The organism is Bacillus sp. FSL K6-2431 (genome assembly GCF_038005165.1).
GTDB lineage: Bacteria > Bacillota > Bacilli > Bacillales > Bacillaceae > Bacillus > Bacillus pumilus.
The window spans coordinates 1,272,098-1,299,095 of sequence record NZ_JBBOSQ010000001.1; the positions used below are offsets into that span (position 1 = coordinate 1,272,098).

General features: G+C 40.7%; 23 protein-coding genes. 9 read left to right on the plus strand and 14 right to left on the minus strand.

The window, feature by feature from the left end; genetic code table 11:
- The first annotated feature begins 3 nt into the window (after nucleotides 1-3).
- Genes MHH40_RS06535 through MHH40_RS06545 form a run of 3 tightly spaced genes read left to right on the plus strand, consistent with a single transcriptional unit; the run spans nucleotide 4 to nucleotide 2,796 of the window.
- Nucleotides 4-1,560 (plus strand): hypothetical protein, encoded by a 1,557-nt coding sequence (locus MHH40_RS06535; protein ID WP_050944784.1) that lies wholly within the window; start codon nucleotides 4-6, stop codon nucleotides 1,558-1,560.
- A 14-nt stretch (nucleotides 1,561-1,574) separates the two neighbouring features.
- Nucleotides 1,575-2,237: an ATP-binding cassette domain-containing protein gene (locus MHH40_RS06540; RefSeq protein WP_003218054.1), complete on the plus strand. Its 663-nt coding sequence runs from the start codon at nucleotides 1,575-1,577 to the stop codon at nucleotides 2,235-2,237.
- Entirely contained in the window at nucleotides 2,230-2,796 is a 567-nt protein-coding gene (locus tag MHH40_RS06545) for a stage II sporulation protein M (protein ID WP_050944785.1), read from the plus strand. The genes MHH40_RS06540 and MHH40_RS06545 overlap by 8 nt, the downstream gene beginning before the upstream one ends.
- Nucleotides 2,797-2,835: 39 nt before the next feature.
- Here the strand turns inward: MHH40_RS06545 and MHH40_RS06550 are convergent, their stop codons facing one another.
- The 3 genes from MHH40_RS06550 to MHH40_RS06560 all read right to left on the minus strand — a co-directional run bounded on the left by MHH40_RS06550 (nucleotide 2,836) and on the right by MHH40_RS06560 (nucleotide 5,195).
- Entirely contained in the window at nucleotides 2,836-3,618 is a 783-nt protein-coding gene (locus MHH40_RS06550; RefSeq protein WP_050944786.1) for a YfkD famly protein, read from the minus strand.
- Nucleotides 3,619-3,685: 67 nt separating this feature from the next.
- Nucleotides 3,686-4,753 carry a calcium/proton exchanger gene (cax, locus tag MHH40_RS06555; RefSeq protein WP_050944787.1) on the minus strand — a complete coding sequence of 356 codons (1,068 nt, stop codon included), beginning with the start codon at nucleotides 4,751-4,753 and terminating at the stop codon, nucleotides 3,686-3,688.
- 64 nt (nucleotides 4,754-4,817) lie between these two features.
- Entirely contained in the window at nucleotides 4,818-5,195 is a 378-nt protein-coding gene (locus tag MHH40_RS06560; protein ID WP_050944788.1) for an OsmC family protein, read from the minus strand.
- A 75-nt stretch (nucleotides 5,196-5,270) separates the two neighbouring features.
- Between MHH40_RS06560 and MHH40_RS06565 the strand changes: the two genes are divergently transcribed.
- Nucleotides 5,271-6,434 (plus strand): MFS transporter, encoded by a 1,164-nt coding sequence (locus MHH40_RS06565; RefSeq protein ID WP_003218010.1) that lies wholly within the window; start codon nucleotides 5,271-5,273, stop codon nucleotides 6,432-6,434.
- 16 nt (nucleotides 6,435-6,450) lie between these two features.
- Nucleotides 6,451-6,951 carry a GNAT family N-acetyltransferase gene (locus MHH40_RS06570; RefSeq protein WP_050944789.1) on the plus strand — a complete coding sequence of 167 codons (501 nt, stop codon included), beginning with the start codon at nucleotides 6,451-6,453 and terminating at the stop codon, nucleotides 6,949-6,951.
- 214 nt (nucleotides 6,952-7,165) lie between these two features.
- Here the strand turns inward: MHH40_RS06570 and MHH40_RS06575 are convergent, their stop codons facing one another.
- Genes MHH40_RS06575 through MHH40_RS06585 form a run of 3 tightly spaced genes read right to left on the minus strand, consistent with a single transcriptional unit; the run spans nucleotide 7,166 to nucleotide 8,826 of the window.
- A complete protein-coding gene (locus MHH40_RS06575; RefSeq protein ID WP_050944790.1) occupies nucleotides 7,166-7,984 on the minus strand; it encodes a YihY/virulence factor BrkB family protein in 819 nt (272 codons plus the stop codon).
- An 18-nt stretch (nucleotides 7,985-8,002) separates the two neighbouring features.
- On the minus strand, nucleotides 8,003-8,335 hold the full coding sequence (locus MHH40_RS06580; RefSeq protein ID WP_003218013.1) for a YtxH domain-containing protein: 333 nt from the start codon (nucleotides 8,333-8,335) through the stop codon (nucleotides 8,003-8,005).
- 20 nt (nucleotides 8,336-8,355) lie between these two features.
- Nucleotides 8,356-8,826 (minus strand): low molecular weight protein-tyrosine-phosphatase, encoded by a 471-nt coding sequence (locus MHH40_RS06585; RefSeq protein ID WP_050944791.1) that lies wholly within the window; start codon nucleotides 8,824-8,826, stop codon nucleotides 8,356-8,358.
- A 174-nt stretch (nucleotides 8,827-9,000) separates the two neighbouring features.
- Here MHH40_RS06585 and MHH40_RS06590 point away from each other — a divergent pair, with 174 nt between their 5' ends.
- Complete coding sequence (locus MHH40_RS06590; RefSeq protein ID WP_050944792.1) at nucleotides 9,001-10,356, plus strand: alanine/glycine:cation symporter family protein; 1,356 nt, start codon at nucleotides 9,001-9,003, stop codon at nucleotides 10,354-10,356.
- A gap of 77 nt (nucleotides 10,357-10,433) precedes the next feature.
- Nucleotides 10,434-10,649, plus strand: coding sequence for a DUF1128 domain-containing protein (locus tag MHH40_RS06595; protein ID WP_003214000.1), 216 nt, complete (start codon nucleotides 10,434-10,436; stop codon nucleotides 10,647-10,649).
- A 112-nt stretch (nucleotides 10,650-10,761) separates the two neighbouring features.
- On the opposite strand, the gene MHH40_RS06600 is transcribed toward MHH40_RS06595, so the two are convergent.
- Nucleotides 10,762-11,280 carry a type 1 glutamine amidotransferase domain-containing protein gene (locus tag MHH40_RS06600; RefSeq protein ID WP_050944793.1) on the minus strand — a complete coding sequence of 173 codons (519 nt, stop codon included), beginning with the start codon at nucleotides 11,278-11,280 and terminating at the stop codon, nucleotides 10,762-10,764.
- A gap of 254 nt (nucleotides 11,281-11,534) precedes the next feature.
- On the opposite strand from MHH40_RS06600, the gene MHH40_RS06605 reads away from it, so the two are divergent.
- Nucleotides 11,535-15,824 (plus strand): multifunctional 2',3'-cyclic-nucleotide 2'-phosphodiesterase/3'-nucleotidase/5'-nucleotidase, encoded by a 4,290-nt coding sequence (locus MHH40_RS06605; protein WP_340900788.1) that lies wholly within the window; start codon nucleotides 11,535-11,537, stop codon nucleotides 15,822-15,824.
- A gap of 55 nt (nucleotides 15,825-15,879) precedes the next feature.
- On the opposite strand, the gene MHH40_RS06610 is transcribed toward MHH40_RS06605, so the two are convergent.
- The 7 genes from MHH40_RS06610 to MHH40_RS06640 form a co-directional block, all read right to left on the minus strand.
- Nucleotides 15,880-16,314: a hypothetical protein gene (locus MHH40_RS06610; protein ID WP_050944795.1), complete on the minus strand. Its 435-nt coding sequence runs from the start codon at nucleotides 16,312-16,314 to the stop codon at nucleotides 15,880-15,882.
- A gap of 65 nt (nucleotides 16,315-16,379) precedes the next feature.
- On the minus strand, nucleotides 16,380-17,108 hold the full coding sequence (treR, locus tag MHH40_RS06615) for a trehalose operon repressor (protein ID WP_044139741.1): 729 nt from the start codon (nucleotides 17,106-17,108) through the stop codon (nucleotides 16,380-16,382).
- Nucleotides 17,109-17,127: 19 nt separating this feature from the next.
- Nucleotides 17,128-18,828: an alpha,alpha-phosphotrehalase gene (gene treC / locus MHH40_RS06620; protein ID WP_080984776.1), complete on the minus strand. Its 1,701-nt coding sequence runs from the start codon at nucleotides 18,826-18,828 to the stop codon at nucleotides 17,128-17,130.
- A 15-nt stretch (nucleotides 18,829-18,843) separates the two neighbouring features.
- Nucleotides 18,844-20,280 carry a PTS system trehalose-specific EIIBC component gene (gene treP / locus MHH40_RS06625; RefSeq protein WP_050944797.1) on the minus strand — a complete coding sequence of 479 codons (1,437 nt, stop codon included), beginning with the start codon at nucleotides 20,278-20,280 and terminating at the stop codon, nucleotides 18,844-18,846.
- 164 nt (nucleotides 20,281-20,444) lie between these two features.
- On the minus strand, nucleotides 20,445-20,831 hold the full coding sequence (locus tag MHH40_RS06630) for a DnaJ family domain-containing protein (RefSeq protein WP_050944798.1): 387 nt from the start codon (nucleotides 20,829-20,831) through the stop codon (nucleotides 20,445-20,447).
- A 131-nt stretch (nucleotides 20,832-20,962) separates the two neighbouring features.
- On the minus strand, nucleotides 20,963-22,687 hold the full coding sequence (locus MHH40_RS06635; RefSeq protein WP_050944799.1) for a methyl-accepting chemotaxis protein: 1,725 nt from the start codon (nucleotides 22,685-22,687) through the stop codon (nucleotides 20,963-20,965).
- Between the two features lie 31 nt (nucleotides 22,688-22,718).
- Complete coding sequence (locus MHH40_RS06640) at nucleotides 22,719-24,377, minus strand: pyridoxal phosphate-dependent decarboxylase family protein (protein WP_050944800.1); 1,659 nt, start codon at nucleotides 24,375-24,377, stop codon at nucleotides 22,719-22,721.
- A 579-nt stretch (nucleotides 24,378-24,956) separates the two neighbouring features.
- Between MHH40_RS06640 and MHH40_RS06645 the strand changes: the two genes are divergently transcribed.
- Nucleotides 24,957-26,939 (plus strand): LTA synthase family protein, encoded by a 1,983-nt coding sequence (locus MHH40_RS06645; protein WP_050944801.1) that lies wholly within the window; start codon nucleotides 24,957-24,959, stop codon nucleotides 26,937-26,939.
- Nucleotides 26,940-26,998 lie beyond the last annotated feature (59 nt).

Here is a 26,998-nt window from a genome sequence, read left to right on the forward strand (position 1 = left end):
CTAATGAGAAATGTACTAACATATATTTATTTTAGACAAAAATCTTTTTTTTACTATCGACTTCCAAAATTAAAAATAAAGAATGACTTATTTGTTTATGTCGCTCTATCCGTCATTCTTTTATTCAGCGCAGTTTTTACCACTATAATGACTCAATTATATACCAATCATTTATTTTCACATAACGAGATCTTTTACATATCAACTTTTTTCATCATTACTTTTTTATTAACAGGAATTCAGCAATCCATTACAAATACTGTTTATAAAACATCTACAAAAAATGACCTGAAATTATTAATTGTATCACCACTTTCTTTTCACGAGTTGTTACTAGCAAAATATTTTGAAACCACATTTTTGAAAGAGGTTTTAATCTCTTCAATTCTTATTCCAACACTTTTTTTATATCATTATTCACAAATAGGTTCGGTTTTTTTAGGCATTGTATTTACACTTAACTCTGTATGCTTTCTTTATATAATGAAATTTGCGGTTTTCTACTTATCTGTCATTGGGTACCGTTATATTGCGACAGCATACCAATTGTTTTTTTCAATTCTGAGAATTTTTGTTTTGTCTATATTAGCTGTTATTTTTTTATCCAACAAAATAGATTTCCAATCTCATTCAATGCTTAATTGGTTTTTCAACTGGATATCCCAAATGCCTTTTGCGGTTTTACCAACAATTTTCCAAGATAAATTCATCATTTTTTTACAAATTTCATTATTAATCATCGTTATGTTATTGATTCGAACTTCTTTTTCTAATGGGGTAAGAGCACATTTCATTGGTGAAAATTCAAAAAAAAGAAAGGTTAAAACAATGATTTCTCACCTTTCCTTTCATGAAAGAAAGGAGCTGTCTCTCATCCAGTTAATGATTGCTTACATCAAAAGACAAAGAAAACAAGAAATTATTATGACATACTTGCCTTTATTTAGCTCGCTATTTTCTATCATACTTATTTTATATTTGCTTTATTATAGAATACCAACATTTATGAATGCTAATGAGAGTTTAGTTTTTATCATTCTGTCAGCTGCCATTGTTAAAATGTTATCAGATACATATTGCTTTCTCGCAAGCATCGATTTTCATGGTGCACGTTTTCAACTTCTGAAATTGACTGGGATTCATCCCAAATTCATCGTACGAAGTCACATTATTCTCTCTAGTTCAATTAATATCACGCTGTTCATTATCCTTTTTACAATAGCTGCAATCATATTTCAAATGTCTTTCCCTTTCTTTATTTTCATTTGTGTTATGGCAATAACACAAATGATCTTATTCAATTGTATTTATTTCTTATCAAGCATTAGTTATCCAGAATTTAAAAGAAATTTTGTAAGTAATCTTCCTTCAAGCAAAGCAAAAATGACTGCGAATTTGCTAATTCTATTTTGTTTTTTGCTGGAAGGACTGATGATCATCATATTTGATAAACAGCATTACCTTGCTTTTATTATCTCTACATTGATTTATTTGATATTTATTTTTATTATTTTGAAAATCTCTAGTCTTAAGATACAATTTCTTAATTTAAGTAAGTAAAAAGGGGAAGTAAAATGTTAAAGTTAGAAAATATTCATGTCCAAATTAACAACAAATCTATTCTCCATGATTTGTCTCTTCATGTTAAGCCACATGATTCTGTTGGTATTATAGGAAAAAACGGCGCAGGAAAAACGACTCTATTTGAGATCATTTGTGGCATACGATTAACTGATGATGGCGTTATCCGCTTTTTAGATAAGCAACCTAAGGATCGTCATTATTCAAGTCACCTTTTCTTTGTACCTGATGATTCTCTTGTATATGAATACTTAACTGCATCCGAGTATATCAATTTTGTTTCTAGACTCTACAACAAAAAATTAGACTCAACAGAAATCAATACTATGCTTTCATTCTTTGAACTTGACTACCTGTCCAACAAATTAATTAGAGACTATTCTAAAGGAATGAAAATGAAATTAGCTATTTCACTTGCTCTTTTATTAAAACCTCGATTACTTATTTTAGATGAACCCTTTAATGGGCTAGATCCATCTAGTTGTATTAAATTAGTTCAGAAGCTAAAAGAATTTCTTCAATTTGGAAGTGTGCTTTTTTCATCACATACTTTAGATTTTGTTGAAGATCTCAGTCACTCTACATATCTTCTTCGGAATCAGCAATTAACAAACGTGACGACAGAAAATTTAAAAGAGCTGTTTACTGATGAGTAAAGCAATTAAGAGTTACTTAAAAGATTTTTACCATGCTTTAAAAGTGCTTATTTTACCTTCTATTTTCTTCATAACAATTGGAATGGTCATGGGATTTTATATGACAAACGGAGATTATTCAGAGGATATTGTTAGAATAAATGATCAACGTCATTTTTTTGATTATTTCTTTCAAAATTTATCTATATGTATCATGATGATCGTTGGAATGGTTACTTTTGGTTTATCTAGTGTATACATATTGTTTATCAATGGATTAATGATTGGTGGAGCTTTTAAAATTTCGATTCCGTATTTAATGCATCCTTTACAATCATTACTTCTCATCTTACCTCATGGTATAAGCGAATTGATGGCTATTATGATTTCTGGTGGTATTGGTTTTATCCTTCTGAAAGAGGCCATCCTTTTATTGTTTGATAAAAAGAAGAAAATAAATTTTAAAAATATATGTAAAATTACTTGTACAGGGCTTGTGCTAGTAACTATACTATTATTTTTCTCGGCCATCATAGAGTTTTATATCACGCCTGACATTAATCACTTTACGACAAATTAACCCCCCTCTTCTATAGTGAAAGAGGGGGGTTTTACTATGTTAATTCATCCCTTGAAACCCAAACGTCAGGTGATCCTGAACAGGAATCCAAGCGCCGATTCCTTGTGAGGTCACGTTTTTCACGACGAGTTTGCGTTTATTTCCTTTAAGCACAAGGTACACTTCTCCGTATGTGACCTTTCCTTTTTCATTAATCGCTGGTGCATAGGCATGAAGCGATGCTGCTTTTTTCGGAGAGACGTGGTATGACTGATCTCGTTTTGTTCCTGCGCCAATGACTGTGTCAAATGCGAGGGGTAGCTTTGTCTTTTGAATGGCTTTTTGCATCATCAATGTTTTCACATCTTCCGGGTTTGGTACCTTTGCTGTGAGCCCGCCGCTCACTTTTACTTGCTGCTTTTGAACATATTTGCCAATGGCTGTTTTGTTGCCGCCTCTGTTATCAATATGATTCGTATTCACTTTTTTGTATTCCCAGTTGGCGACCGTTTCGTTTGAATCATAGCTCAGTGCCCATCTTCCAAGGAAAATGGTCGCGCGGTAACCAACAGCTAATGGCGTCCCTGAAATGCTGGATTCATTCAGCATTTTGATCAAATGGGTATTCTCAATCGGCACATTCGTTGTTTTAAACAATTCGGCTGTCAGCTCGCTCGGCTGGAGCAATGGCTGATCCTGTGACGCATTCGGATACGTATTCTCCTTAGAAATACTGGCGACAGACGATGGCACCTTAAATGGCTTTGCCGCCTCCGCTGGAAAGCTGTATAGAAAACTTAAGGATAAGAGAACAACAAACATGATGCGGGGCATCTTTTTCATATCATCACTCTTTCTCATTCATTTTTCCATAGTATTTTCCGCAAAGGCGTCCCTTATCCACAAAAGATTATAAAAGGAAAAATCCAATCGCCATAATGAAATAGGCAGCAAGTAATGTGGCGCCTTCAAACCAATTGGTATCTCCGTCATTAGATAAAATGACTGTGAGTAACACGGCGGATGCCATCGCAATGAGCTCTGGTAAGGAGAAAATGAGCGGCATCTGCGTATTGAAAAAAAGCGAGCTGATGACAAGGATTGGTGCGACCATCATCGCAACCTGAAGTGTGGAACCAAAAGCAATTTCCACTGCGACATCCATTTTGTTTTTATACGCCATGATGACAGCAGAGGCATGTTCTGCCGCATTGCCGACGATGGCCACAATAATGACTCCGATAAACAGCTCACTCCAGCCAAATTGTTCCCCCACCGTATCAAATGTATGGACGAGGCGCTCTGAAATGTACGCAACGGCCATCGTTGCAAGCAGCAAAATCAAAGTGGCAAACTTACCAGACCATTCAGGTATTTCTTCTTCCGTCTCCGCCTCTCCGTCCAAGCTCTCCTGCTTGGCAACATAGACACCTCGGTGGCTCACCAGTTTGAAATAGAGCGCTGCAACATAAAGCAAAATCATCACAATGCTAATGCCAATGCTTAAAACAAATTGCTTCTCCTCAGCCATTTCCACCGAAAACACTTCTGGAATGACAAACGCCACAATAATGGCAAACATGAGCAAGCCCGAGTTGTGCCTTGCATCGTGGACATTGAACACTTGGCGCTTATATTTTAATCCGCCAACGAAAAAAGACAGTCCCGCCACAAGCAGTAAGTTTCCGATCACTGAGCCAGTTAACGACGCAAGGACGATGGCTGTCAGTCCTTGCTTTAATGCAAAAAACGAAATAATTAACTCCACCGCATTTCCAAATGTGGCGTTTAAAAGCCCGCCAATTCTGGGACCTGCTATGATGGCAAGACTTTCTGTGGCTCTTCCCATAAAACTAGCAAGACCAATAATCGCGATACAATACACAGCAAACATGATGGCCTGCGGAAAATGAAGAAAACTGCCAATCACCGATAGCGGCACACCAATTGCGACAATCACAAGAAACAAACGATTCATACAGCCATTCTCCTTTACATATGTCTGACTGTTATTCTTTCGTGAGTGCCGGCTTCATATACATTTAGGTTTTCTCGTGTGAGAAGGTGATTTCAATACTACCTTTCACAGACTGCACCATAGAGCAATGCTTCAATGCCAGTGTAATGCTTTTCTCTATTTGTTCATCAGATGTACGGACGCCTTCAAATAAAATATGTAAATGAATACGGGAGATTTTGTTTACAGCTCCTGCTCTTGTCGTTTCAGGTGTAATCGTCAGCCCTTCCCAGGATATTCGCTTTTTCCGGCATACATGAATGAGCATTTCTCCAAAACAGCCGGCAATAGCTGAGGTGAATAATTGAGATGGCCTGTACCCCGTTTCTTCATTTGCTGATATATACAGCTGCCTTTCATCTATTCCCGCGATCCACCCGCCTGATTCGTATATCAGTTTCATTCCTTTCCCACCTTTCTATTGAAACCCCTATGGTTCCATTGTACGATGAAAACATGAACTTGTAAGGAGCATCTTATGTCGAGAATTCACTTTATGATTTTAATTTTACTTGTATCTGTATCTGGTTTTTCGCAGGGAGCGTTATTGCCAGTCATTTCGATTATTTTTGAACATGCCGGGACTTCTCCTACGTTAAACGGACTGCATGCCACAGGCTTATATCTCGGCGTGCTGCTAGCATCTCCCTTTATGGAAGCGCCGCTTCGCCGATTTGGGTTTAAGCCGTTAATTGTCATTGGAGGCGCCGCTGTCTTTTTAAGCTTGTTCAGCTTTGTGTTTTTTGAATCTTATGTTGTCTGGTTCTTCCTGCGGCTTATGATCGGGATTGGTGATCATATGCTGCATTTCTCTACACAGACGTGGGTGACCTATGCGTCGTCATCGAGAAATCGTGGGCGAAATATTTCATTGTATGGGTTATCCTTTGGACTTGGTTTTGCCGCTGGACCTTTTTTAACACCACTCATTGAAATCAATCCATCTTTACCTTTCATTGTTTCCGGTGCTGTTAGTTTATGTATTTGGCTGCTTGTGTTTGTTTTGAAAAATACATATCCAGATACGGGCGAAGTGCAGACGTCAGAGCAGACAAACAGTTTGAAGCGCTTTAAGAAAGCTTTTCAATTTGGTTGGGTCGCCTTTATGATGCCTTTTTGCTATGGCTTTTTAGAAACGACACTCAATAGCAACTTCCCTGTGTATGCACTCAGAAGCGGGGTGACCGTAGATGCAGTGGCGTTTATTTTACCTGCGTTTGCCATTGGAAGTATTGTCTTTCAGCTACCTCTCGGGATGCTCAGCGACCGGTTTGGCAGGCGCCGCATCATTTTATGTGTGACTCTCGTCGGGTCTTTCTTTTTTCTACTAGCAGGGATTTTCATTCAATCGGTTTTGGCTGTGGCGATTTGTTTCTTTATTGCCGGAATGGCTGTAGGCTCTACCTTCTCACTTGGCATCAGTTATATGACCGACTTATTGCCAAAGCATCTGCTTCCTGCTGGAAATTTGATGTGCGGAATGGCATTTAGTGCGGGAAGTATTCTCGGGCCTGTTCTCGGTGGAATCTTTGTGCAAACGTTTGAAGGAATGAATTTACTTTACCTTGTTAGCATCGTGATATTATTCGTGTTTTTCTGCGTTCGATTTGGGCGAACGGCGGCAGTGGTGGAAAGTCATTAAAATGGAGGGTCGATCTTTGTTTTCATACGACGTCACAAATGAATTGACTTTGGCATCTCTACAATTAGATGATGCGGACACATTATTGGAGCTTATTCAAGAGAATCAGGCTCATTTAGGGGAATGGCTACCATGGGTTCATCACTGCAAAAGCATAGAGGATGTCAAAACGTTTATTCAATCGACTCAAACCATCTACAATGAACAAAAAGGATTGGAAGCTGGCATTAAACTGAACGACCAATTGATCGGGCTGTTCCGCCTGACGTTTAATCAGAAAATAGGCAATATCGGTTATTGGATTCGTCAAGACGCGCAAGGTCGGGGCATTGTGACAACGATCGTGAAATATATGACAGAAACTTTTTTTTCAAAAGTCGATGGATTTGAAATTTTTTGTCCCGTAGGTCATGTTCGAAGTGAACGTGTAGCAATGAATGCCGGATTCGAGCTAGATCCTCACTATGAGTCAAAGCCTGATGCCGCTTTTATCCTTAAACGATATATACGATTGTGAAATAGAAACTCCCCTGCATCCATGCAGAGGAGTTTTTTTCATTTAGTGATATCCATTTTGCCCGTTCGCACTGCCGCTTGTTTTGTGCTTAGGCTGATGGCCTTTGTTTTGTTTCGTATTGCTTCCGCCTTTTTTCGATTGTTTGGACATATGTGGTTTCCCCCATCCATTCAGTTTGAACTTGATCGTTCTTCTTTAGGATGCCCGAATTTCTTTATAGTTTGCCTGGTACGATTTTACGCTTATGTAAAAGCGCATTGAGCTCGCCGCCAAGGATAATCATGATGCCGGTTAAATAAAACCAGATCATTAAAATAATGATTCCCCCAATGCTTCCGTACATCGCACTGTAGTTAGCAAACTCGCCTACGTAAAATGAAAATAGCATGCTGACCAAAATCCATCCAATCGATGCAAAAACGGCACCTGGCAGAACAAATTTTAATTTCAGCCTAATGTTTGGAGCAAAATAGTATAAGGATGTAAAAACAATCAATAAAATCAGCGGGCTAATGATCCATCTCATTGCAGTCCATACGGTGAGAAAGGCGTCTGACTGCCCAACTAATTTAGCGACAAATAAACCGAGTTCTTTGCCAAAGACAGGTAGCATCAGGGCAAATATAATGGTCAAAACCATCGCGATCGTTAAGATGATCGATGTTAAACGTACGAGAATGAAGGAACGATTCTCCTCAACTTCGTAAGCATGGTTAAATGCTCTGACGACGGCATTAATGCCGTTAGATGCTGACCAAAGGGCGGCAATAATCCCGAACGATAATAACCCGCCATTACGATTATTCAGCGTCTGTTCGGCGATGGATTCAATCATCGAAAGCGCTCCTTCTGGCGCATAGCCAGAAATGACGCTTAGGACATCCTTTGACGTCAGCGGCAAATACCCAACGAGTGTCAGTACGAAGATGAGAAACGGAAATAATGAAAGCAAAAAGAAATAGGCAAGCTCAGCAGATTTTGCCGGTCCTTCATGCAGCAAAAAGCGTTCAATTAACGCTTTAATAAAACCCATACGCCTCATCTCCAATGATCAATCTGTCTGTTTCGATTGAAAGTGATCCTTTGTTTCTTCAATAATTTCTAATACCCTTGGGGTTGTTTCCTTTAACTGATTGACCTGTTCATTTAAAAATGACAAATCATCTGAGACTGTTCGCATCAGCTGCTTCGTTTCTTCCATCTTTTCTTTCATGCAAGCCGATATTCTGCCTGGCTCCTCACGGTACTCATCAAGCTTTTGCTGGCAGTCATTCCATTTTTCTTTGAGTGCAATTCTTGTTGGCCGATGAAATAAAGTCAGCAATGCGCCGCAAGCTGCACCTAAGAGAGCTCCTCGGAGCACGATTTGATTTTTTTCTTCCATCTCGTCTGATCTCCTTTCAGTTAAAGGTGGTTCTCTTTCTTTACATACGTCAAAAAACGGTCAATTCCTGTTTCAATTAATTCATGGACTTCCTCAAAGTTCCCAGTGTAATAAGGATCTGGCACATCATCTCGATCGTCGTCTTCTACAAAATCAAGAAGACGGCCAATAAAGTGATGTTTCCCATAGCCAGCTATACTGCGAAGCGCCCCTACATTTTCAGCATCCATCGCAATGATATAGTCATATGTTGTGATGTCCTCATCCATGATTTGTCTTGCGGACATTCCTTCATAGCTGATACCTTTTTCATCAAGCAGCTTTCGCGTTCCTTCATGCGGGGGACTGCCTTGATGCCAGCCGCCAATACCTGCTGAATCAATCACAAAGTGCTCACTAAGCCCCTCATCTTCTACTTTTTTTCTAAATATGGCCTCTGCCATTGGTGACCTACAAATATTGCCAAGACACACGAATAACACATGAATCATCCTTCATTCTCCTCCTATCTTTTCCCTAAGAGTTCTTTTCGAAAACCTTTTCTCTATCATATCAACTCCCTTTTCTTTTGGAAACTTTGCAAGAAAAGCTCTCATCGCCATTGACAAAATACACAAAAACAGGAGAAACTTTAGGAGAATTACACAAACAAAGGGGGATATTAGATGGGAATAATTGAGCAGTTTGTCACAACGATGAACAATTTTTTGTGGGGGCCTCCCCTGTTGATTTTAATTGTTGGTACTGGAATATACCTCACCTTTCGCGTTCTCTTCATTCAAATTAGATTACTTCCTTATTCTTTAAAGCTCGCTTTTTCAAAACAAGACAAAATGTCAGAAGGAGATATTTCCCATTTCCAAGCATTAATGACGGCTCTCGCTGCAACTGTCGGTACAGGAAATATCGTAGGTGTGGCCTCGGCTGTTATAGCGGGTGGTCCTGGTGCAGTATTCTGGATGTGGTTTGCTGCATTTTTCGGGATGGCCACCAAATTTGCCGAAGCTGTTCTTGCTGTGAAATACAGGGTCAAAAACGAAAAAGGCGAAATGTCTGGCGGACCTATGTATTATTTAGAGCACGGGTTAAAGCAGAAATGGCTAGGGGTGCTATTTGCTGTTTTCGGTGCCAGTGCTGCCTTTGGGATCGGCAACCTGGTACAGTCTAATTCCATCTCAGGCGTTATGAATTCTACTTTTCAAATTCCAACATGGGTAACAGGTATCATTATTACAGCTTTTACAGCACTTGTGATTTTAGGCGGAATTAAAAGCATTGGACGGGTCACATCTATTTTTGTACCGGTCATGGCTTTATTTTACGTCATTTGCGGTCTGATCATTCTTGTTATGAATGCTGATCTTGTTCCAGGCGCAGTCGGGCTTATTTTCTCAGATGCCTTTACCGGTCAAGCCGTGGCAGGTGGTGCAATTGGGACTGTCATTCGCTGGGGTGTGGCACGAGGAGTATTTTCCAATGAAGCAGGTCTTGGGTCAGCACCAATTGCTGCTGCGGCTGCGAAAACGGATATGCCTGCCCGCCAAGCTCTCGTCTCTATGACGCAAGTGTTTATTGATACAATCATTGTCTGTTCTATCACTGGCATTACCATTGTCATGGCAGATATGTATTTAACAGTGAAAAGTGATGCGCTGACCTCGTTATCCTTTGCTCACTTCCTCGGTCCAGCTGGCTCAACCATTGTGGCAATCGGGCTGCTCTTGTTTGCCTATTCCACCATCATTGGCTGGTCCTATTATGGCGAAAAATGCTTTACATATTTAGCGAAGGATTCGTACGTCATGTATTATCGTATCGTGTTTGTGATGGCTGTCTTTTTTGGTGCGGTGTTTAAAAATGACTTCGTCTGGGGTGTGGCAGATATGCTAAATGGACTGATGGCGATTCCAAACTTAATCGGGCTCATCGGTTTATCAGGGGTTGTCGTATTTGAATCCAAACGAATCATTGATAAGATTAAGCAGGAGAAAAAGGAGAAAAACATCTCGGTGTCATCTTAATAGCCCTTTTATTCTTTTGCATTTCTGTTAAAATAGACATATTATTCGACACATATGCAGGAAAGGACGTGCCGCCCTTGTCAGAGCAAAAAGCGGCTGAAGTCAATCAGCTGATTGAAGACATTTCGCAAAAGTTAAATATGCTGAACATTGGAGTCATCAAAGCAGAGGACTTCAGTCCAGACAAGTACGAAGATATTGAATTTCTTCACCAAATGGTGATGAAAAAATCTTCATTCAGCCCAAGTGAAATGCAAGCCATCGCAAGCGAGCTAAAAAACTTAAGAAAATAATGGTGAAAAAGGAAACTGTTTTTATGGTCTACACGCAGTTTTCTTACATCATGCACACAAAAAGCCAGCACCCCGCAAGGTGCTGGCTTTTTTATCCTTTTACAACTGCGGTTTATTTCTCAAGCAGTTTTAATGATTCACGGTTAAAGGCTGGAATGTCATCAGGTGTACGGCTTGTCACAAGCTGATCCTGACAAACGACGACTTCTTCGTCTTTAAATTTAGCGCCTGCGTTTTCCATATCGACTTTGATGGATGTATACCCAGTCGCCCCTCTTCCTTCCAGCGTCTTCGCTGTAATGAGCAATTGCGGTCCGTGACAGATTGCAAATACTGGTTTTTTCTCATCCATAAATGCTTTAGTGAATTGGACGTAACGATCATCTGCACGCAGAATATCTGGTGAGAAACCGCCAGGAATGAGAAGTGCATCGAAGTCTTCAGGCTTCACGTTGTCAATAGACGCATCCACTCTTACTTCTGCCTCTCCTTGCTTCCCTTTCACTGTTTTTCCTTTTTCATTTTCAATGACTGTCAACTCATGACCTGCATCTTTAAAGGCTTTTGCAGGCTCGGTGAATTCAACATCCTCAAAGTAATCTGTTAATACAACTGCAATTTTCTTACCCATGTAGAAACCCTCCTGCTTGATTATCGTTTACACTACACACTATACCCGGGCATGTTGAAATCAAACATCCTATCCCTATCAGAAAACCCCTTATGATAAAAATAAGCATTTAGACTCATTCACATTACCTCAACAAGGTAATTCGTATGATTTATGTTATCTTTACAATAATCTGCAAAAAATAACTACAAAAGTTAACGAAACATTTCTACAATAGGTATTGTGGTCAAAAAAATTAGAAAGGCGGAGATCAGGTGAAGAAGCAAGCACATAGGTCTAAACGAAGGAAAAACCTGTCTATTCTGCTCACTTCCATTATGATGATTAGTCTCATTCTCCCAGCAGTACCTACTCATGCAGAAACAGAAAACGGCAAAGCCGTAAAGGTCAGCATCTTAGCCACAACCGATGTTCATGCGAACATGATGAATTATGATTATTACAGCGACAAAGAAACAAATGAATTTGGTTTGGCAAAAACAGCCGAGCTGATCGACAAGCACCGATCACAAAACCCGAATACACTCCTTGTGGATAACGGAGACTTGATTCAAGGAACCCCTCTTGGAGAATACGTTTACAAACATGAGAAAGACAGCATCATCAATCAAACAAAGGTTCACCCTATTATTCATACACTCAACAAGCTAAAATACGATGCAGGAACACTTGGCAATCATGAATTTAACTACGGATTATCCTTCCTTGACGGTACCATTGCGGGCGCCAACTTCCCGATTGTCAATGCGAACGTCAAAAAGCTAAATGGAGAACACCGTTTTACACCTTATGTGATCCAAGATAAAACCTTTAAAGATGCAAACGGAGCCTCACAAACTGTGAAAGTTGGTTACATAGGATTCGTTCCACCACAAATTATGACGTGGGATAAGAAGCATTTAGATGGACAAGTCCAAGTGCAGGACATCGTCGAATCTGCCAATGAAACCATTCCTGAAATGAAAGAGAAAGGCGCAGATGTCATTGTCGCTCTTGCTCATACAGGAATTGAAAAAACCGCTTCACCTAAAGGATCAGAAAATATGATCTTTGACCTTGCCACGAAAACAAAAGGCATCGATGCCATTGTATCAGGCCACCAGCATGGCACATTCCCAAGCGCTGAATATAACGGCGTCGACAAATTCAATGTCTCAAAAGGAACCATCAATGGCATCCCAGTCGTCATGTCAAAAAACTGGGGCAGCTACCTCGGGGTCATTGATTTAACACTAGAGCCTGACGGCAGCAACTGGAAGGTCACAGACGGAACAGGCAAGATCGAATCTGTTGCCGGAGTATCATCTCAAAACAGTACCGTAAAAGACGCCATTCAAACAACGCATCAAAACACACTTGATTACGTGCGAAAGCCTGTTGGCAAAACAGAAGCAGACATTAATAGCTTTTTCGCTCAAGTGATGGATGACCCTTCGATTCAAATTGTGACAGATGCCCAAAAATGGTATGCACAAGAAAAAATGAAGGACACATCGTATAAAAATTTACCGATTTTATCTGCAGGTGCTCCGTTTAAAGCAGGCGGCCGAAACGGTGTAAACTATTATACAAATATCGCAAAAGGAGATTTAGCGATTAAGAATATCGGCGATCTCTACCTTTACGATAACACTGTGCAGATTGTGAAACTGAAAGGCAGTGAAGTGAAAGACTGGTTAGAAATGTCTGCTGGTCAGTTTAATCAGATCAAACCGAACGATGCAAAAGAACAGCCGATTTTAAACGAGGAATACCGCTCGTATAACTTTGATGTAATTGATGGCGTGACATACCAAGTCGATGTGACGCAGCCTGCTAAATACAGCACAACAGGCACACTTCTCAACGCCAATGCCAACCGCATCAAAAACCTGTCTTACAACGGGAAAACCGTCTCTGATAATCAAGAATTTTTAGTCGTAACAAATAACTATCGTGCTTCTGGCGGCGGAGGCTTCCCTCATTTGACGCAAGATAAAGTAGTGCTTGCCTCAGCAGATGAGAACCGCCAAGTACTGATGGATTATATTATCGAACAAAAAACGATCAACCCAAGTGCAGATCAAAACTGGTCTATCGCACCGATCAAAGGCGCAACAGTCACTTTTGAATCTTCTCTTTTAGCCAAACCGTTTGCTAAAGAATCAAGCAGCGTAGACTTTATTCGTAACGCAAGCACAGATGGTCTTGGTGTGTACAAGCTAGCCTTTAAAGACGATGGCACAACAGAACCGCCTACATCAGACAACTGGAATTTAACAGTGATGCATACGAACGATACACACGCACACCTTGATGATGCGGCAAGACGCGCAACAAAGATCAAAGAAGTCCGTGCTGAAAATAAGAACAATATTTTATTAGACGCTGGAGATGTCTTCTCTGGTGACCTGTACTTCACAAAGTGGCAAGGACTTGCCGATCTGAAATTGATGAACTTAATGAAATACGATGCCATGACGTTTGGTAATCATGAATTTGACAAAGGTCCTTCTGTACTCCGTCAATTCCTGACAGGTGATGCATCAGATGTCGATCCGAAAAACCGTCATCAATTTGAAAAGCCTCGATTCCCGGTCGTGTCATCCAACGTGGATGTCTCGAAGGAAAAACAATTGAGTGACTTAGTGAAAAAACCAGCCTCATTTAAAGCTGGTGAGAAAAAAGAAGCCGGGATTTACCCTTACATCCTGCTCGATGTAAACGGTGAAAAGGTGGCCGTATTCGGTTTAACGACTGAAGACACAGCCATTACCTCCAGCAGCGGTCCTAACATTCAATTTAAAGATGCGTACAAGAAAGCAAAAGAAACAGTCAACACCATTCAAACAGAAGAAAAAATCAATAAAATCATTGCGTTAACACACATTGGCTACAACCGTGATCTTGAGCTCGCTCAAAAAGTCGATGGGATTGATTTAATCATTGGCGGTCATACGCACACACTTGTAGAAAAATTAAAGGTCATCAATAAAAAAGAACCTACGATTGTCGCTCAAGTGAAAGATTACGGACAATTTTTAGGAAAAGTAGACGTAGCCTTTGACAAAAAAGGTGTCATCCAGCCAAAAGAATCTTCTTTTGACCTGATTCCCATCAATGACTCTGTCAAAGAAGATGCAGAGGCAAAAGCGATCCTTGATGGATACAAAGCAGATATTAAAGATTTAAAAACAGAAAAAGTCGGCCATACAGATGTCCTTTTAGACGGTCAACGTGAGCATGTCCGTGCGAAGGAAACGAATCTTGGGAACTTTATTGCTGACGGCATGCTGCAGAAAGCGCAAGAATCTGCTGGAGCTGACCTTGCCATCACAAACGGCGGCGGTATTCGTGGAAGCATCGAAAAAGGTGATATCACGTTAGGTGATATTTTAACGGTGATGCCTTTCGGAAATACGCTTTATGTCGCAGATTTAAAAGGCAGTCAAATTAAAAAAGCACTTGAACAGGGGCTGTCAGGCATTGAGGAAGGCGGAGGTGCATTCCCTCATGTAGCCGGCATTGAATATACGTTTACGCTCAGTAAACCAGCTGGAAGCAGACTGATTGATGTGAAACTGAAAGATCAAAAAGGTCAACTGACAGACATTGATGATGAGAAAACATACCGCGTAGCCACAAACGCATTTGTTGGCACAGGTGGCGACGGCTACAGCGTCTTTACAGAAGCCTCTCACGGTGAAGACTTAGGGTATGTCGACTATGAAATTTTCAAAGAGCAAATTGAAAAGGCAGACGGTCAAATTTCGCCTGTTATCGATCACAGGGTGAAAGAAGTGTTCCTTCCTCGTGCGAAAGGAAAAGGCGCTTATGACATTCAAGATGACAATAAATTCCAAACGTATGTACAGCATACAAACAAAGCATTGCTCTATTTAGACAAAGCAAGCAAAGTGAAAAACGTTCAATTGTCTCTATCAAAAGCGCAAGTAGCCGAGCTGAAAAAAAGAGAGCAAGATCCAAACGTCACCATCTATCATGACAAAGTGGGACTCGCATTACCGCTCTCAAATTTATCCGAGACAAGCGCAGATATATGGATGACAAAGACAGATAAAGTGAAAAACGCATTAACGGATACGTATGATTTCCAAATCAAACAAGACAGGAAAAAGGTTTCGACCTTTAAAGACCCTGTCACACTATCCTTTACACTAGACGAGCCTCAAAAGGCGAAAAAACCTAGTGTATATTATGTGGATCGCAAGAAAAATCGTTACACCAAAACTAGTAATGGATCATTTGAAAACGGAGTCGTATCAGGTCAAACTGAGCACTTCAGCGAATACACGGTCCTTAACCAAAGCGGGGCAGCTGGAACAACGCCAGATCAAACTGGCGGAGACGGCGGAACAACAGCACCAGGCGGAGGCACGGGTACAGATCCAAACCAAGATGGAACAGGCCTTCCTGGCGGCACATTGCCGAATACAGCCACGATGATGTATACAGCTGTACTGATTGGCGTGCTCATGCTCGCTGCTGGCGGTATCCTATATTACTACCAGCGCAAGCGTACAAGAAAAAATGTATCATCCTAAAGGAAAAGGACAGAGCCCATGCTCTGTCCTTTTCCTCTTTTCTTGGAATAAGATATCAATCTTGAGATAAATAGATCCAATTGCGGTCGTCAAATTCTTTCACATCATCTGACCCTATATGCCGAAGCATCCTATTAAAGAACATCATGTCATTTTCAGCATCGACATCATATAAATCCTTTAAAACATAATCTTTCGTAATAAAATTCGTTAAGTTCGTATTATTTACTAAATCAGCAAAAAAACCTTTTACCATCGTTAAATCCTCTTCACTTAATTTTTCATCATTGATAATGGAAATATGGAAAACATTCAAAATCGCTTGTATATCTTCTTCATCCATATAACATAATGGCTCTAGCTTTCTGTCTTCTGCCGTAAACGGTTTTCGCGTATCTTCAATGATGACATAACATAAAATCTGATGATCTTTCATCACGCTGAATATTTCTAAGTCCCTTAATTTTAGTGGTCTATTTAATCTCATCATCTTTCCTCCTGAAAATGGTGATCTATTCGTCGTCTACTTCTCCCAAAACCTGAAAAGGACAGAGCCTATGCTCTGTCCACTTTTTCTCTTCTTGCAAAATCGACGAATCTGAAGCGGTCTAATCGGTGACGGCTTTCTGTGTATTGAAATAAACTTGTATCCTCTAAGAACACGTAATTCTTCACGACGACGACATGATCAAACCCGTTCAAATCAAGATACTTGGCGTCCTCTTCTGTACATGGCTCTACCACAAATTCCTTTTGGGCATAGCTGATTGATACACCGAGCTCTCCTTCAATATACTCGTAGATGGATCCTTCGCATATGTCCTTCGACAAGACCGACACATGCTTTTGCAAAAAGTAATCCTTGTCTAAAATCACTTCTTCTCCGCTAATATTACGAGATCGAATGACTTCCCAGACATCCTCCTGCCCATTAATTTTCAGCTGAGACTGAATATACTGATCCGGTTTGATTAAACCAAATTCGTGAACCGTCGTAACGGTCTTTCGGCCAAGCGTTTGGGAAAGTTCTTTAAAGCTGACAAGACCCGAGACTGGGAATTGCATTTTCTCTCGATTCAGCAAGACAGAGCCTTTGCCGCGGATTTTTTGGATATAGCCATTTTGCACAAGGATATTTAATGCCTTTCTTACCGTCTCACGGGATGTGTCATACATCAAGGACAGCTCATGCTCTGATGGCAGAATGCCTTTATCCTGCCATTCACCTTGTTCAATTCGTTTTGCGAGCTGATCATAAATCACTCGAAACTTATTCTCTTTCATTTTCCCTCCGCCCCATTTTCTAGCGTTTGGTTAAATGATAAACGATTGACTCGTATGGACGCAACGTAAATCCCTTCATATCTGCCGGTGCATCCTCATAATTGGATAACAGCACTTGCCCCTCCATCTCATCTACAGCCTGCATAAGCTCATCAGGAAGCGTAAAGTCCGTCTCTCCTGCATAAAAGTGATTGATCACAAGAAGCTTCTCCTCACCGCTTTCTCTCACATAAGCAAAAATCTTTGGATCTTCTGCTAAGAGTAAGGTGAAGCTTCCATATGTGATCACGTCAAGTTCTTTACGCAGCCTGCAAAGGGCTTGATAATGATAGAAAATAGACGATTGGTCCTTTAACGAAGCTTCGACCGAAATGTTGTTATTGGCTGGCTCAATCCAAGGTGTCCCTTTTGAGAAACCTGCATTCTTTTCTGAGGTCCATTGCATCGGTGTTCTCGCATTATCTCTTGACTTGACCTGTAAAATGGCGAGCGCTTCTTCCTTTGATTTCCCTTTTTCAAGCATAACTTCATACATATTGAGTGATTCGATATCGCGGTAAGATGAGATGTCCTCAAACTGAGGATTCTTCATGCCAATCTCTTCCCCTTGATAAATATATGGAGTCCCTTGCATGAGATGAATAGTGGTCGCTAGCATCTTCGCTGATTGCTGATGGTATGTTTCATCATCACCGTATCTTGAGACGATACGCGGCTGATCATGATTGCACCAGAAGAGCGCATTCCAGCCGCCGCCCTCATGCATTTTCGTCTGCCACTCAGACAGAATCGACTTCAATTCCTGAAAATCAAATGGTGCGAGGGCCCATTTTTCTCCGTTTGGATAATCGACCTTTAAATGATGAAAATTAAACGTCATATCCAGCTCCTGCCGATCCGATCTTGTATACCGAATGCAGTCTGCAATATTCGTTGAAGACATTTCTCCGACGGTCATGCTGTCATATTTCGAAAAAACCTCTTGGTTCATTTCGTGCAGAAATTCATGAATTCTTGGGCCATCCGTATAATACATCCGGCCGTCTCCTTGTACAGATTGTCCGGCGTCATCTAAGAAGCGTTGATCCTTTGAGATGTTGTTGATGACATCCAGCCTGAATCCATCAATTCCTTTTTCAAACCAAAAATGCATGATGTCATATACTTGCCTGCGCACCTCATCCTTTTCCCAATTGAGATCCGCTTGGGTGACATCATATAAATGAAGATAATATTCTCCCGTTTCTTCATCTAGCTCCCAGGCTGGACCGCCGAATTTTGACTGCCAATCATTCGGCGGTGATCCGTCCGCCTTGGGCTCCTTCCAAATATAATAATCTCGATAAGGATTATCCTTTGACTCGCGTGATGCTTGAAACCACTTATGGAAAATGGATGTATGATTGACGGCTAAATCCATGATGACTCGTATGCCTCGATCATGGGCTTCTTTCAGCATGTGTTCAAAATCTGCCATTGTACCGTACATGTCATGGATTTTTGTATAATCACTAATATCATAGCCGTTGTCATGCTGCGGGGACTCATACATTGGCGTGAGCCAAATACAATCCGCCCCAAGCTCTTTGATATAATCGAGCTTTTTTGTCACACCATTGATATCGCCTGTACCTGAGCCCGTTGTATCTAAAAAGCTCTTCGGATAAATTTGATAGACCACCGCTTTTTTCCACCACGGTTCGTTCGTTTGTTGTTTCAATTTCATCCACCACCACTAGTTAAGTTCTTGTGAAACATCTTTCTTCTTTTTCAGCTTTGCATACAAAAGGGTTCCGATGAATGGGACGATGAGGACAATGACCATCCCTATCGCAAATGCGCCCCAATATTTCGGGATAATAGAGAAGATTCCCGGAATGCCCCCAACACCAACTGAGCTTGCCAGCACCCCTTGAGAGGCGATAAACATACCAGCTAAACCAGAGCTAATGAGTGCGAAAATAAATGGGAATCGGTAGCGCAAGTTGACGCCAAACATCGCTGGTTCGGTAATTCCTAAGTAAGCAGAAATACTTGATGTGAGCGAGAGACCCTTTTGCTTTTCATCTTTCAAAACAAACATCATCGCAAGTGCGGCTGATCCTTGTGCAATATTAGACAGTGCGAGCATCGGCCATAGAAACGTGCCGTGCAGTTTTGAATTAATCAATTGAATATCAACAGCGAGGAACGTATGATGCATTCCAGTAATGACTAACGCCGCATACAAACCGCCGTATAATAGACCACCAAGTGCTGCGAACTGCTGGAATACAGCGACAAGTCCAGATGTTAACACGTTGCCGATTGCAAATGTAATAGGTCCAATGACGATAAAGGATAAAAAGCCAATAACTAATAACGTAATCGGTGCAACCACTAATAGCTGAATGCTTTCAGGTGTCCGTTTTGTGATAAACAATTCGAGCTTCGCTAGTAAATACGAGGCGACGAGTATCGGAAGAACCTGTCCTTGATACCCTACCTTTTGCACTTCAAGTCCAAACAAATTCCAGACTGGAATCTCACCGGACTTTTCAGCCGCTCCATAGCCCCACGCATTTAATAAGTCCGGGTGTACGAGCATGAGTCCAAGGACCATCCCTAAAAGCGGATTTCCCCCAAACCGCTTCACGGCTGACCAGCCGATTAATGCGGGCAGGAATGTGAAGGCAGTGCCTGCAATCAAGTTGATCATATTCGCTAAATCAGCCCATGCCGGATACACATCGACTATCGATTTTTGATCAAAGAAAATATCAGGAGCTGTTAAAATATTATTAATCCCCATTAATAAACCGGCTGTGACGATGGCAGGAAGAATCGGAATAAAGATATCCGCAAGCGTTTTCACAGCACGCTGCAATGGATTTAATTTTTGATCAGAGGCACGCTTCACGTCCTCTTTTGAGGCTTCGCCAATCCCTGTCTGTTTCACCATTTCGGCATATACCCGATTGACGACCCCTTGGCCGATCACCACTTGGTATTGACCGTTCGCTGAGAAAGATCCCTTCACTTCTTCTATTTGTTCAAGTGCTTTCTCATCAACCTTTCCTTCATCCTTCAGCACAAAGCGCAGCCTTGTCACACAATGTGTCGCTTGATCAATATTTTCTTTGCCGCCGATGGCTTTCACAATCTGATCTGCTGCTGCCTGATAATCAGCCATGCTATCCCCTCCGAGATCGTTTTTTATAAGAAAAAAGAACCAAAAAACTTGTATATACATGTTTGATTCTTATTTTATATTTGTATATACATGTAGTCAATAACAAAATGTAGCGCTTTCATAAAAAAAGCCCCCTCAATGTGCTCAGGAGAGGCTGCGTGTCATCATCTTTTTTTATGCTCCACTAATTTTTCGTAGACCCTGTTTTTATAAAAGGAGGAGGCTGGACGAGCAAAAGTTTGGCGCTTAGATGTGAGTTCATCCAGTCGTTTTTGTTTTTCTTCACATATGAGAGAAAGCTTTTTTCTTTCCTCTCCGTCTATACTGGAGTGAAGTAGGTCTTTGACGGTCATGAGTTCTTTTTTCAGTGCTGTTTCTTCCCCAGCAAAGCCAGCATTTTTCAACATCCGGTAGCCCATTCTTAGTTCTTCAGGCACATGAGCAGCGTCATCTTTAGGTAGAGGTTTGCCAAAGCCAGATAATCCTTCAAAAGCCCCGTTATCCATCGCTTTTTTGATCCGTTCTTCTGATAATCTCTGCGCAAAATCCATGGCGTTCTCCTTTCGTCTGAAACGATTTGATTAAGCATAGCAAAAAAGCTGACTCTCTCACAAGAGTCAGCATCAGCTACGCTGAACATAAGACAAAGGGCTAAAATCAAGATCATTTTAGCCCTTTCTCGTTATTTATTGTCGATTTTAAAAGTAGAAACCATATGTGCTAAGTCCTCTGACATATCAGAGAGCTGTTCAATCGCACTTGAAATTTGCTGCATGCCAGCACTTTGCTGTTCTGTTGCTGCCGCTACTTCTTGAGAGCTGGCTGCATGTTCTTCCGATACAACAGAAATTTGCTCAATCGATGTAGAAATCGTTTGATATGCTCGTTCTACTTGCTTAATAGAAGCAAGCAAATTGTTCGTTCTTGTTGCAAATTGAGACACACCGTCGTAAATCAAAGCGAAATTTTGTGACGTGCCTTCCATTTGTACGCGTCCCTCTTCCACTGCTTTACTGCTTTCCTCTACGCTTTCAAGAACGCGCTGACTGTTTTCCTGTGTGCCGATGACGAGGTCTGAAACAGTTTTAGCCGCATCCGCTGATTGCTCAGCTAACTTGCGCACCTCATCTGCCACAACAGCAAAGCCTTTTCCTTCTTCTCCAACACGTGCCGCTTCAATTGAAGCATTCAGTGCAAGCAGATTCGTTTGGGCCGAAATGTCTGTAATAATTGAGATGACACTTTCAATCTCCGTTGAATGAGATTGTAATTCTTCTGCTGCATGCTTTGAGTTGGTCATCTTGTCATGAAGCATATTCAGATGATCAAGCACATGGTTCACTAATGTTTGACCAGATTCTGACTGCTCTTGTACGTCAGATGAAACAGATTTCATTTCATCGACTTCTTTTGTGACGCCTTCGATTTGAGTATCGATCTCTGCAACGGATGTCGTACAATCCGTAATATTTGCGACAGAATCATTGATTCCTTCACTCATATTCGTCATAGCTTCTGATACTTGCTGCGCACTTTGACTTGATTCGGTCGTCACTGTACGAAGCTGTGAAGACATTTTCGACACTTCACTAGATGAGTGTGAGATTTTCGAAATGAGCTCTTTGATCCGCCCCTGCATCTTTTGGAAGGATGCGGCAAGCTGGCCGATCTCGTCTTTACTTTCAACCTCTACCATACCAGTTAAATCACCGTCAGCAATTCGGTTTGCTGATTCCATCAAGGAACGTGCTGGTTTCGCAATTCTTCTTCCCATAAAGAATGAGAAGAGTAATCCACCGATGAGCACAATAGCAGATGCCACTGTGATATAGATCATCAACTTCTGCGTTGTTTGAGGCACGACAGACGCATCTAAATCAATGCCTAAAATCCCTGTCAGCTCACCGCCTGAATCCTTGATTGGCAAAAAGACTGATTTATGTGTACCAAATGAATCTTTATAAATATCACTTTTGACCATTTTATCTTCAGAGAGCGCTTGTTTCATCTCATCTGAAAAAGCATAATCTTGATCAAAGTCATTTTCTTCACCGGTTAATATAATAATTCTTTCTTTGCCGCCTTTATTAGATAGCACGTATAAGTTCTCAAGCGTATGATCTTCTTGAAGCTCTGTGAATTTCTTTTTGACCTCCACATAAAGGGGGTCATCTTTCCCGCTAATACCAAGGACGTTCCCATCCAGATTATCGATCTCTTTCTTCGCTGTATCAACATCTGTTGTTAATCGATAATCAAATTGCTTTAATAACTGGGATGATAAATCCTGGCTGACTAGATAAAATGTTAGAACGAATAGTGCAACGGTTGCGAGTAATGTTACGACAACGACTGACATGATTTTAGAGGATATGGTGTATCCTCCAAATTTCCTTTGTTTCGCCATTTTTTCCTACATCTCCACTCTCAGATTTGATTTAAGCATGTACATGTTCAAATTGTCCACAAACAGATGCGATCACATCTTTTAAATAAGATACGATATGTGGGATATGCTCTGGTAACGTATAAGGTGAGATGACAAAAAACTTACTAACGCTTAGATAGAATTCTTGTCCTTCTTTTGCATTTACAAGTAAAAACTTCGTTGTATCACCAAAGAACATTTCGTCTCTTTTTTCTCCAAGCTTTTCAAACAGCATTTTGTTCAATTCATTGTTCCGCTCAATTTCCATTGCCGTCGCTTCGCCTGAAATTTCTTCTTGAAAGCGCGGTGAGCCGTCTAGGTAAATTCTAAATAATGTAGCCATTCCGACATTGTCATCATTTACGACTTCTGCTTGCGGAATTTCTTGACTGAGTGCTTCTCTGAAGGCAAGGTTCACCTCTAAGAATTGACCGAGCAAGCGTTGGTAGCCTTCAACTCCAAACGTTAACAGCACACTCAGCATACTGATCGAGCTTCCCATTCTTGAGCATTCCAGCGTATAACCTGTATGGTATTCGCCGTAGCCTCTATGACCAACGTATGGTGTCTCTTGTTCTTCCAGATCTAAACGCTTTAGGTCTGCCGCGTTTTTCACTAAGAATAAACTAGATGTGTAAGGTGTTTGGCCGAGCTTTTGAAAGTCAAAGCACATCGTGTCAGCAAGAGAAAGATGCTGGAATTTCGCTTTGATTTCTTTTAGCATACGAAGAACACCGTCTGAGAATTGCAGCGGGTTTTCAGCTAGATCATACTCATTAAAGAAAGCAAAGAATCCGCCGAGCGCTGAATCCGCATGAATATGCGGCACCTTTAGACCATACTCCTCAGCAATGGCTTCCGCTGTTTCACGTACCCCTTTTACATCATCAATTGCAATGGCATCTGTTGTTCCGGTTGTTGCGACAATATAAACGGGAATTCCGCCATTTTGTGCAACACGTTCCATTTGACAACGCAAATCTTCCATATCCATCGAATGATCTTTATTCGTTTTAATTCTGATCAAGTTGTCTGTGCCAAGTCCTGTTGCTTCCATTGACTTAAATAAGCTGTAATGTGCCGCATCAGAACAAAACGCATAAAGGTTTTGTGGAACACCTTTTCGCAGTGACTCCGGCGCAGCTTTTGCAATCGCTAAACGCAGTCCTGAGAAAATGGCTCCTTGACCTCCCCATGTTGTATATCCCCCGCTCACACTTGGATCATATCCGATGAGCTTAGACATCATTGAGACCACTCTGACCTCAGCTTCCGCTCCTGCTGGTCCGTAAACATCCCATAGGTTGTTTCCATTTACCAGCATCGCCGTCAGCATGCCTAGAATTCCTGGTGTACTTGCCATCGGCAAAATGTTCGTGAAGAAATACTTTGTGTGGTAAGGATGGTTATGTAAAAGCTTCAGTAATTCTTCATTCACAAGTTCCGCTTGTTGGCCGTTCAACGGAATTTGACTTGTTTCAGTGAGCTTTTGGTAAAAATCCTCCTCGCGATTCTTTTCACCCTTTAGGTGTGCACGGTTCGGATCTTTCAGGTGATCGACCCCTGAAACAATCTGCTCCATCAATTTGATGAGTTCTTTACGCTCTGCTGCATTTCCGTCCTCACTCGGAAACCAGTTCTGAACGAGGTTGTTTGCTCGTACAGTCATATACTATCAATCCTTTCAATGGAAGATTTCCTGTCAAAGTCTATATCGACCCCATTTCAAAAGTTTATAGTCTCGAAATGTTCACTTAAGTATATTTAGATAATTTGTTCATTCATCAAAATAAATAAAACCCTTACAAAACACATTAAAACCATTATGTTGATGAAACAAAAAAATATATCGATATATCTTATATCAGGAAATTTCATCCATGTCCTTTCTCCATTCTTCTTCTCATTTTTTTTACTTAACCTGCATAAACATTAAGAAACACTGGAAATACACTCTAAATCATCATTGTAGAAACCAAATTAATTCTTTAGACTCGTGCCTTTTTACCTGTTTTATTGATATAGCAACTGGAAAACGGCTGAATTTTCTGTTAATAATAGGATGAATTTCATAAAAAGTTTTTCGAAGAGCGAATATTTTCGTTTTCCACCCTTTTATTGCGCGGACGAGCTGCTAGACACTCTTCGCCGGTTATCACTTTTCTATTTGATCATTTCATGGTATATTCTAATGGTTCGTTTTCTTTCGTTCCGCCTCTTCCGTGTATCGGAGAAAAGGAGTGTTTTTATGAAAACATTTATTCAAAAACGAGGCCTCGGCTTCTTTGTTATTGCAGTCATTTTACTGTGGCTCAAAACGTATTCAGCGTATTTAATTGAATTTAAACTTGGTATATCAAATGTGCTTCAGCATATTTTGCTTTTCGTGAATCCTATTAGCTCCAGCTTGTTCTTTCTTGGCTTTGCTTTATTGTTCAAGAAAAAATGGCAGCCTGCCGCTATCATTGTGATTCATTTTTTCATGTCTTTTTTACTATACGCAAACATCGTGTACTATCGATTCTTCAATGACTTTATCACGCTGCCTACCGTGATGCAGGCAGGAACGAATGGCGGACAATTAGGTGATAGTGCATTTTCACTCATGCGTTGGACTGATATGTTTTACTTTATGGATACCATCATTTTGATCGTACTCGCAGTCCGCATGAAAAAGAAGCAGCAAACAAGTACAGCTACTGTACCTGTTCAAAAGTCAAAATCGTTTAGACTCGTCCTTGTGTCCTCTGTTGTCATCTTTGTGATGAATTTAGTCGCTGCAGAGATTGATCGTCCAGAGCTTTTATCAAGATCATTTGACCGCAATTATTTAGTGAAATATTTAGGTGCTTATAACTTTACTGTGTTTGATGCCATTCAAAATGTGAAATCAAACAGCCAGCGCGCTCTGGCAAATTCAAATGACGTGACAGATGTAGAGAACTATTTAAAAGCGAACAGCGCTGATCCTAACCCGGCTTATTACGGGAAAGCGAAAGGCATGAACGTGATTACGATTTCTCTTGAATCTCTGCAAAACTTTGTCATTGATTACAAAGTAAACGGAAAAGAAGTAACGCCATTCCTTAATTCATTGGCACACAACAACAAAACGTTTTACTTTGATAACTTCTTCCATCAAACAGGACAAGGAAAGACGTCTGATGCTGAATTTATGATGGATACTGGGCTCTTCCCATTATCCCAAGGCTCTGTTTTTATTAACAAAGCGCAAAACACGTATCAAGCACTTCCTGGCATTTTGAAGAAGGATCAATACACGTCAGCAGAATTCCACGGCAATACAAAAACCTTCTGGAACCGTAATGAAATGTTTAAGTCGTTTGGATATGACAGATTTTACGATTCTGAGTATTACGATATGAACGAGCAAGATACGAAGAACTATGGGCTGAAAGACAAACCATTCTTCAAAGAATCTATGCCAATGCTTGAAAACTTGAAGCAGCCGTTTTATTCGAAATTTATTACGTTATCGAACCATTTCCCATTTGGAATGGATGAAGGGGATACCGATTTTGAACCTGGTGACTTCGGAGACTCTGTCGTCAATAACTATTTCCAATCGGCTCATTATTTAGATGAAGCGATTGAACAGTTCTTCAACGACCTGAAAAAGTCTGGACTCTATGACAATACAGTCGTCATTATGTACGGAGACCATTACGGCATTTCTGAAAACCACAATGAAGCGATGGAAAAAGTGACAGGACAAAAAATCGGAGATTATGAAAATGCGCAACTCATGCGCGTACCGCTCTTTATTCATGTACCAGGCGTAAAAGGCGGACAGATTCATAAATACTCTGGTGAAGTCGATGTCGCACCAACCCTTCTGCACCTGCTTGGTGATGATACGAAGAACTATTTAATGTCTGGTTCTGATATCTTATCAAAAAATTTCAAGGAGCTAGTGCCATTTAGAAATGGTGACTTCGTCTCTAAGGATTACACAAAAGTAGGCAATAACTATTACAGCAACAAAACAGGCGAGAAAATCGAGCCGACTGATAAGGCATCACAAGAAAATGAAACGGTGAAAAAGATGCTTGAGACATCTGATAAGATCGTCACCGAAGATTTACTCCGTTTCTACAAGCCTAAAGGCTTTACACCGATTGACCGCAATCAATATGACTATACAAAGAAAGTACAGGATGAAGAAGATTCCTCTTCCGCCAAAGATAAATCCGGCACTTCATCAAAATAACTTTCTCATTTTAAGAACCAGCCGATCCATGATCAGCTGGTTCTTTTTACGTTTGACCC

Excerpts from the sequence above, each read along its gene's own strand:
- MHH40_RS06545 (WP_050944785.1), top strand. The coding sequence starts at position 2,230 with ATGAGTAAAGCAATTAAGAGTTACTTAAAAGATTTTTACCATGCTTTA.
- treP (WP_050944797.1), bottom strand. The coding sequence starts at position 20,280 with ATGGCTGATTATCAGGCAGCAGCAGATCAGATTGTGAAAGCCATCGGC.
- MHH40_RS06580 (WP_003218013.1), bottom strand. The coding sequence starts at position 8,335 with ATGGAAGAAAAAAATCAAATCGTGCTCCGAGGAGCTCTCTTAGGTGCA.
- MHH40_RS06610 (WP_050944795.1), bottom strand. The coding sequence starts at position 16,314 with ATGATGAGATTAAATAGACCACTAAAATTAAGGGACTTAGAAATATTC.
- MHH40_RS06590 (WP_050944792.1), top strand. The coding sequence starts at position 9,001 with ATGGGAATAATTGAGCAGTTTGTCACAACGATGAACAATTTTTTGTGG.
- treR (WP_044139741.1), bottom strand. The coding sequence starts at position 17,108 with ATGAAAGAGAATAAGTTTCGAGTGATTTATGATCAGCTCGCAAAACGA.
- MHH40_RS06635 (WP_050944799.1), bottom strand. The coding sequence starts at position 22,687 with ATGGCGAAACAAAGGAAATTTGGAGGATACACCATATCCTCTAAAATC.
- MHH40_RS06640 (WP_050944800.1), bottom strand. The coding sequence starts at position 24,377 with ATGACTGTACGAGCAAACAACCTCGTTCAGAACTGGTTTCCGAGTGAG.
- MHH40_RS06550 (WP_050944786.1), bottom strand. The coding sequence starts at position 3,618 with ATGAAAAAGATGCCCCGCATCATGTTTGTTGTTCTCTTATCCTTAAGT.
- MHH40_RS06630 (WP_050944798.1), bottom strand. The coding sequence starts at position 20,831 with ATGGATTTTGCGCAGAGATTATCAGAAGAACGGATCAAAAAAGCGATG.
- MHH40_RS06540 (WP_003218054.1), top strand. The coding sequence starts at position 1,575 with ATGTTAAAGTTAGAAAATATTCATGTCCAAATTAACAACAAATCTATT.
- cax (WP_050944787.1), bottom strand. The coding sequence starts at position 4,753 with ATGAATCGTTTGTTTCTTGTGATTGTCGCAATTGGTGTGCCGCTATCG.
- MHH40_RS06575 (WP_050944790.1), bottom strand. The coding sequence starts at position 7,984 with ATGGGTTTTATTAAAGCGTTAATTGAACGCTTTTTGCTGCATGAAGGA.
- MHH40_RS06560 (WP_050944788.1), bottom strand. The coding sequence starts at position 5,195 with ATGAAACTGATATACGAATCAGGCGGGTGGATCGCGGGAATAGATGAA.
- MHH40_RS06645 (WP_050944801.1), top strand. The coding sequence starts at position 24,957 with ATGAAAACATTTATTCAAAAACGAGGCCTCGGCTTCTTTGTTATTGCA.
- MHH40_RS06600 (WP_050944793.1), bottom strand. The coding sequence starts at position 11,280 with ATGGGTAAGAAAATTGCAGTTGTATTAACAGATTACTTTGAGGATGTT.
- MHH40_RS06535 (WP_050944784.1), top strand. The coding sequence starts at position 4 with ATGAGAAATGTACTAACATATATTTATTTTAGACAAAAATCTTTTTTT.
- MHH40_RS06585 (WP_050944791.1), bottom strand. The coding sequence starts at position 8,826 with ATGATTCATGTGTTATTCGTGTGTCTTGGCAATATTTGTAGGTCACCA.
- MHH40_RS06565 (WP_003218010.1), top strand. The coding sequence starts at position 5,271 with ATGTCGAGAATTCACTTTATGATTTTAATTTTACTTGTATCTGTATCT.